This window comes from Chitinophaga varians (genome assembly GCF_012641275.1).
GTDB classification, from domain to species: Bacteria; Bacteroidota; Bacteroidia; order Chitinophagales; family Chitinophagaceae; genus Chitinophaga; species Chitinophaga varians_A.
This window is the reverse complement of record NZ_JABAIA010000014.1, coordinates 1-1196: the sequence shown is the minus strand read 5'-3', so window position 1 is coordinate 1196 and position 1196 is coordinate 1. Positions and strand designations below refer to the sequence as shown.

General features: G+C 41.9%; 1 protein-coding gene. It reads right to left on the bottom strand.

Features of this window, described 5'->3' with window-relative positions; all coding sequences use genetic code 11:
• Window positions 1–14 precede the first annotated feature (14 nt).
• A protein-coding gene (locus tag HGH92_RS33380) for an IS3 family transposase (protein WP_410493997.1) occupies window positions 15–1126 on the bottom strand; the annotation gives its coding sequence in 2 pieces (ribosomal slippage) (window positions 15–874 and window positions 874–1126; 1113 coding nt in all).
• Between the last annotated feature and the right edge of the window lie 70 nt (window positions 1127–1196).

The following is a 1196-nucleotide window of genomic DNA, read 5'->3' as shown; positions in this document are numbered from 1 at the left end:
TGTAAGTACCCCATTTAGGTGACAGTGATTATTTGGATTTTTTTCATATCCTGAAGTTGCGTAGTCCACTCATGTGGCGTGAGATTATTCAAAGATTCATGTGGTCTTCGCTGGTTGTACTCATCTATCCAGTTAGCCGTCAATTCTCTTACCTGATGAAGGTCTTCGAATATATATGCGTCCAATACGGCTTCTCTGTAAAGACGGTTAAAACGCTCAATATATCCGTTTTGCATTGGCCTGCCAGGCTGAATATATTGGAGCCTGATGCCGTTAGTATTACACCATTGTTCGAAATATCCGGACGTGAATTCCGGTCCATTATCCGTTCTTATAGCTACTGGCTTACCTCTCAACTCAATGATCCTTTCCAGTACCCTTACTATGCGGAAGGAGGACAGGGAAGTATCTACTTCAATTGCTAAAGCCTCCCGGGAGCAATCATCTATCACATTAAATGTTCTAAATCTTCTGCTACCAGTCATGCTATCGCTCATAAAATCCATACTCCAGGTAATATTGATATTGGTTTGTTGCTGCAATGGTTGTTTGATGCGGGCTGGTATTCTTCGCTTTAATTTCTTCCTTTTATTGAGTTTAAGAAGCCTATACACCCGGTAAACCTTTTTGTGATTCCAGCTGTGTCCGGCCCGTCGTAGATAGGCAAACAGCTTACGGAAGCCATATGAAGTATGCTTAAAGGCCAGCTCCTCCAAGGCGTCAATAATCGGCTTGTCATTTTTACGGGTGCGATAATAAAATTTTGTGCGAGGGAAAGATACCAATCTGCAGGCCCTACTCACAGAAATACCCTGATCAGCGACCAGTTCTTCTGCTACTTGTCTTTTTGTGGAAGGGCCCAGCCTTTTTTTGTGAATAGATCTTTTAAAATCTGGTTGTCCAACGATAGGTCGGCATACATTCTCTTAAGCCTAGAATTCTCCTCTTCCAGGTCCTTGAGCCGCTTCACATCCGAGGCTTCCATGCCTCCGTACTTGTTTTTCCAATTGTAGAAAGTGGCTTCTGAAATGCCCTGGTCACGGCAGATATCTTTTATTGCCAGGCCATTTTCATGCTGCTTTAAAATAGATACAATCTGTGTTTCTGTGAATCTGGTCTTTTTCATGATACTAATTCAGTTTAAATTTAGCGATTTTTTCTAAGTTTAAACTGTCACCACAATAGGGGTACTTACA